The sequence below is a fragment of the Spirillospora sp. NPDC049652 genome (genome assembly GCF_040675125.1).
Taxonomy (GTDB): domain Bacteria; phylum Actinomycetota; class Actinomycetes; order Streptosporangiales; family Streptosporangiaceae; genus Spirillospora.
This window is the reverse complement of sequence record NZ_JBFAOF010000511.1, coordinates 1-5221: the sequence shown is the minus strand read 5'-3', so window position 1 is coordinate 5221 and position 5221 is coordinate 1. Positions and strand designations below refer to the sequence as shown.

General features: G+C 72.8%; 5 protein-coding genes. 3 read left to right on the top strand and 2 right to left on the bottom strand.

Going from position 1 to position 5221, the window contains the following annotated elements:
* Both AB0J52_RS26540 and AB0J52_RS26535 read right to left on the bottom strand, forming a co-directional pair.
* Window positions 1-885, bottom strand: an 885-nt coding sequence (locus tag AB0J52_RS26540) for a glycoside hydrolase family 3 N-terminal domain-containing protein (protein ID WP_500185019.1), incomplete at its 3' end; no start/stop codon positions are given.
* Window positions 885-1610: a TetR/AcrR family transcriptional regulator gene (locus AB0J52_RS26535; RefSeq protein ID WP_500185018.1), complete on the bottom strand. Its 726-nt coding sequence runs from the start codon at window positions 1608-1610 to the stop codon at window positions 885-887. The genes AB0J52_RS26540 and AB0J52_RS26535, both read right to left, overlap by 1 nt.
* Window positions 1611-1821: 211 nt before the next feature.
* Here AB0J52_RS26535 and AB0J52_RS26530 point away from each other — a divergent pair, with 211 nt between their 5' ends.
* The 3 genes from AB0J52_RS26530 to AB0J52_RS26520 form a co-directional block, all read left to right on the top strand.
* Window positions 1822-3345: an ABC transporter substrate-binding protein gene (locus AB0J52_RS26530; RefSeq protein ID WP_500185016.1), complete on the top strand. Its 1524-nt coding sequence runs from the start codon at window positions 1822-1824 to the stop codon at window positions 3343-3345.
* A gap of 81 nt (window positions 3346-3426) precedes the next feature.
* Complete coding sequence (locus AB0J52_RS26525) at window positions 3427-4365, top strand: ABC transporter permease (protein WP_500185015.1); 939 nt, start codon at window positions 3427-3429, stop codon at window positions 4363-4365.
* Window positions 4362-5221: ABC transporter permease (locus AB0J52_RS26520; protein ID WP_500185013.1), on the top strand; the 860-nt coding region annotated here is incomplete at its 3' end. The genes AB0J52_RS26525 and AB0J52_RS26520, both read left to right, overlap by 4 nt.

The following is a 5221-nucleotide window of genomic DNA, read 5'->3' as shown; positions in this document are numbered from 1 at the left end:
CTCGGTGCGGCGGGCCAGATCGAGGACGCGCTGGGCGGCGTCGGTGACGGCCCGGTCGGCGAGCCGCCCCCCGGTGACGGCCGCGACGACCTCCTCGTCGGTGCCGGTCGGCGGCATCTCCAGGTTCAGGCCGGCGGCCAGGGCGGCGACCCGGTCGTTGACCGCGCCCCAGTCCGACATCACCAGGCCGTCGAAGCCCCACTCGCCGCGCAGCAGGTCGGTGAGCAGCCACCGGTTCTCGCTCGCGTAGACGCCGTTGATCCGGTTGTAGGACGTCATCACCGTCCAGGGCCGGGCCGTGCGGACGATGTGCTCGAACGCGGCGAGGTAGACCTCGCGGAGCGTCCGCTCGTCGACCACGGCGTTCACCCGCATGCGGTCGGTCTCCTGGTTGTTGACCGCGAAGTGCTTCACGCAGGCGCCGACGCCCCCCGCCTGGACGCCCTCCACCAGCGCGGCGCCCATGACGCCCGTCAGGTGCGGGTCCTCGGAGAAGTACTCGAAGTTGCGGCCGCACAGCGGGGAGCGCTTGATGTTCACCCCCGGCCCGAGCACCACGTCCACGCCGAGGGACGCCGCCTCGGCGGCCAGCGCCGTGCCGATCCGGCGGGCCAGGTCCGGGTCCCAGGACGAGCCGAGCGTGACCGCGGGCGGGAAGCAGGTGGCCGGAAGGCTGTGCAGCAGCCCGAGGGCGTCCCCGCTCGCGGTGTCCTGGCGGCGGATGCCGTGCGGGCCGTCGGAGACGGTGATCTCCCGGACGACGCCGGGCACGGCCGTCGTCGTCCACGTCCCGCTCCCGGACGTCAGGGACGCGCGTTCGGGCAGCGGGAGCTCGGCGGCGGAGGCGCCGGGTGCGGACGCGCCGGCGGCGGGGGACTGGTCCATCAGGTCACCTCGGGTTCGGTCGAAGACGCGGTCGAAGTCGCGGTCGTGGTCGCGGTCGAAGTCGAAGACGCGGGCTCGGCCGGGCCGGGCGGGAGGGCCGCGGTGGCGTCCAGGCCGAGGCGGTCGAGGAAGGAGATCACCTCGGCCCGCATGTCGACTGAGTCGGGTTCGAGCAGCCACTGGGTCTGCAGGCCGTCCATCAGGGCGATGAGCTGCCGCGCGGCCGAGTCCGCGTCCAGCGGCGCGGGCGTGTCGGCGTTCGCCGCACGCGGGCCCGACTCGGCGGCCAGCGCGGCGAGGATCTCGGCGATGCGCGCGCGGATCACCTGGTAGCGCTTGGTGAAGTAGGCGTGCGCGGGATGCTCGGGATCGGTGGCCTCGGCCGCGACCTTCACGTACAGCGCGACCATCGCGGGGGTCCCGGTGTTGCGCTCGACGAACCCGACGATCACCTGCAGCAGGGCGGCGGCTCCGCCGTCGGGGTGCTCGGCGAACAGCAGCTTGGCGTCCACGGCGTCGCGGTGGCTGAGGATCTGCAGCAGCAGGTCCTCCTTGCCGGTGAAGTGGTGCAGCAGGCCCGCGTGGGTGAGGCCCGCGTGCGCGGCGATGTCGCGCAGCGACACCACGCGGAAGCCGGACTGGGAGAACAGCTCGGTCGCCGCCTCCAGGATCCGCGCGCGGGTGCGCTCGCCTTTGGGGATGCGGTGCTGCTTGGGCGACGTCACGTCTCTCTCCCGGGCCTCGGATGCTTGCGGCTCCACCGCTCGAACGGTGCTGAGAGAACCGTATGAGCACGCGGGGCGGCCCCGCAGCGCAGCGAACCTACCACGTGGTTAGTTTTCCGGCCACAAAACCTACCACCTGGTAAATTTTGTGGTTATGCTCACCGTCACCTCCCGCACGGGACGTTCTTCACCCCCATCGGAAGTGGCGATCATGAAGCACCTCCTCCGCTCCGCCGCGGCCCTGCTCGCGGCGGCGACCCTGCTCACCGGCTGCACCGGCGGCAAGGGCTCCGGGACGGCCAAGGACGCGACGCTCGACATCGCGACGCTGACGCTCCCGCAGAGCCTCGACCCGGCGGCCGCGGTCGGCAGCGCGCTGCCGTACTTCCAGGCCGTCTACGACACCCTCGTCAAGCGCAACGCCGACGGCGCCTACGCGCCGATGCTCGCCACCGCGTGGAGCTACGACGCCACCCGGACGCAGCTGACCCTCACCCTGCGCCAAGGCGTCAAGTTCGACAGCGGGACGCCGTTCGACGCGACCGCGGTCAAGGCCAACCTGGAGCGCTTCCAGAAGGGCGGCGGCGCCGACGCCAAGACCCTCGCCGCACTCAAGTCCGTCACCGTGGCCGACCCCGCGCACGTCAAGCTCACCCTCTCCAGGCCGGACCCGGCGATGCTCTTCTACCTGAGCGACGCCGCGGGCCTGATGGCCGATCCCGCCGCCTTCGCCAAGGGCGACGCGCTGAAGACCAAGCCCGAGGGCACCGGCCCCTACGAGCTGGACCAGGCGCGCAGCGCGATCGGCACCCGGTGGGTCTTCACCCGCGCCAAGAACTACTGGGGCGAGCACCTGCCCTACGACAGCATCACCATCAGCTACTTCGACAACGAGACCGCGATCGTCAACGGCCTGAAGACCGGGCAGATCGACGCCGCGCTCCTCCAGGACGCCGGCCAGCAGATGAGCGCCGAGGCCGACCGCAGGCTGAAGACCACCCCGCAGCGCTTCGACTTCCAGGGCATCCTGCTGTTCGACCGGGGCGGCGTCCGCACCCCCGCGCTGAAGGACGTCCGGGTCCGGCAGGCGATCAACCACGCCATCGACCGGGCGACCATGCTCAAGCAGATCCGGCACGGCCGCGGCGAGATCACCGACCAGGTCTTCGGCACCGCCTCGGCCGGCTACGACCCGGCCCTGGACCAGGCCTACCCCTACGACCCGGCCAAGGCCCGCGCGCTGCTCGCCCAGGCGGGGTTCTCCGGGGGCTTCACCCTGAAGCTGCCGCGCATCCCCGCGATCGTCTCCGACGCCCTCGCCACCTCCCTGCAGACCGACCTCAAGGCCGTCGGCATCACCCTGCAGTGGGACCGGGTGGACGCCTCGGCGGTGCGGAAGATCTTCACCGACCGGGCCTACTCCGGCATGGTGATGAACATCGGCCAGCCCGCCGAGGACTGGCTGACGATCAAGGACCTCGTGCTGCCCGGCACCTTCAACCTGTTCGGCACCACCGACGCCACCGTGCAGGGCCTGCTGCCGAAGATCCAGTCCAGGCAGGCCGCCGACGCCAAGGCCGACCTGCGCGCCCTCAACGACCACCTGGTGAAGGACGCCTGGTTCGTCCCCTTCTACCGGATGACCTACCTGCACGTGACCGACGGCGAGGTGAAGGTCACGCCGCAGACCGGCATGGCCGTCCCCTCCATCTACGGCTACGCGCCCGCGAAGTGAGACCCGCGGGACCGCGGGCGGGACGGGCGGCGCGCCCGTCCGCCCGCCCCGGCCCCGCCGCCCACCGGAAGCCGGAGGACCATGCTGCGCCTCGTCCTGCGCAGGGCCGCCGCCGGAGCGCTGCTCCTGCTGGCCATCTCCCTGCTCACCCACCTGCTGCTGTCGGCGGCCGGCGCCGACGTCGGACGCCAGCTGCTCGGCCAGAACGCCGACCAGGGGCTCGTCGACGCCAAGAACGCCGCCCTCGGCCTCGACCGGCCCGTCCTGGTCCAGTACCTGGACTGGCTCGGCCACCTGCTCCGAGGCGACATCGGCACCTCCTGGTTCACCGGGGAGGACGTCGGCCGGGCGGTCGCCACCCGGCTGCCCGTGACCGTCAGCCTGCTGCTCGGCGTCACCGCCGTCACCGCGCTGGTGTCCTTCCTGCTCGGAGCCTGGGCCGGGCTGCGGCGCGGCCCGGTCGACAAGGCCGTCCAGGTCCTCGCCGTCGTCGGGTACGCCCTGCCCGGGTTCCTGGTCACGCTGGTGATCGTCCTGGTGTTCGCGGTGCGGCTCGGCTGGTTCCCGGCGATCGGCTACACCGCGTTCACCGACTCGCCGGCCGGCTGGCTGTCCACCATCACCCTGCCGGTGCTGTCGCTGTCGATCGGCGCGGTCGCCGGGGTCGCCCAGCAGGTGCGCGGCTCGGTCATCGACCAGCTGCGCCGCGACTACGTCCGCACCCTGCGCGCCCGCGGCCTGCCCGGGCACGTCGTGGCGCGGCACGTCCTGCGCAACGCGGCCGCGCCCGCCGTGTCGGTGCTCGGCACCCAGTTCGTCGGGCTGCTCGGCGGCGCGGTCATCGTCGAGCAGATCTTCGGGCTGCCCGGCATCGGCAGCATGACCGTCACCTACACCACCCGCGGCGACATCCCGGTCATCATGGCGCTGGTGCTGTTCAGCGTCTCCGGCGTCGTCATCGTCAACCTGCTGGTCGATCTGCTCATCGGCTGGCTCGACCCGAAGGCGAGGACGGCATGAGCGCCCCCGGCGACCCCACCTTGCCCCCCGCCGCGCCGGCCGCCGTCCGCCCGGACGCGGGCGGCCCGCGCCGGGGCGTGCTGCGCAGGCTCATGCGCGATCCGCTCGGCCTCGGTGCGGCGGCCGTGCTGCTGGCCATCGTGGCGGCCGTGCTGCTCGCGCCGGTGCTCGCCCCCCAGGAGCCCGGCGCGGCCAGCCTGCGCGAGGCGTTCGGGGGACCGTCCTCAGGGCACCCGCTCGGCTTCGACTCCGCCGGGCGCGACATCCTGTCCCGGCTGCTGTACGGCGGACGCGCCACCCTCGCCGGGGCCGCGCTGTCGCTGGCCATCGCGCTGCTGCTGGGCGTCCCGTCCGGCCTCGTCGCCGGATACCGGCGCGGCCTGCTGGACGCCGTCGCCGGACGCGCCGCCGACCTGGTCATGGCGCTTCCCGCGATGGTCGTCCTGCTCGCCTCGCGCGCCATCCTCGGCCCCACGGTGTGGACGCTGATGATCGTCCTCGGGGTCCTCGTCTCGCCGGTGTTCTTCCGGCTGGTGCGCGGCATCGTCGTCGGCGTCGGCGGCGAGCTGTACGTGGACGCCGCGAAGGTGTCCGGGCTGAGCGACGTCCGCATCATCGCCCGGCACGTCCTCATCGTCGTGCGGGCGCCCATCATCATCCAGACCGCGCTGGTCGCCGGGCTCGCGATCGGCCTCCAGGCGGGCCTGGAGTTCCTCGGCATCGGCGGCGGCGACACCCCCACCTGGGGCGCGATGCTGAACGAGGCCTTCACCAACATCCAGACCGCGCCGATGCTGCTGGTCTGGCCGGGCCTGGCCCTCGGGCTCACCAACGGTGCGCTCGTCCTGTTCGCCGC

Excerpts from the sequence above, each read along its gene's own strand:
- AB0J52_RS26530 (WP_500185016.1), top strand. The coding sequence starts at position 1,822 with ATGAAGCACCTCCTCCGCTCCGCCGCGGCCCTGCTCGCGGCGGCGACC.
- AB0J52_RS26525 (WP_500185015.1), top strand. The coding sequence starts at position 3,427 with ATGCTGCGCCTCGTCCTGCGCAGGGCCGCCGCCGGAGCGCTGCTCCTG.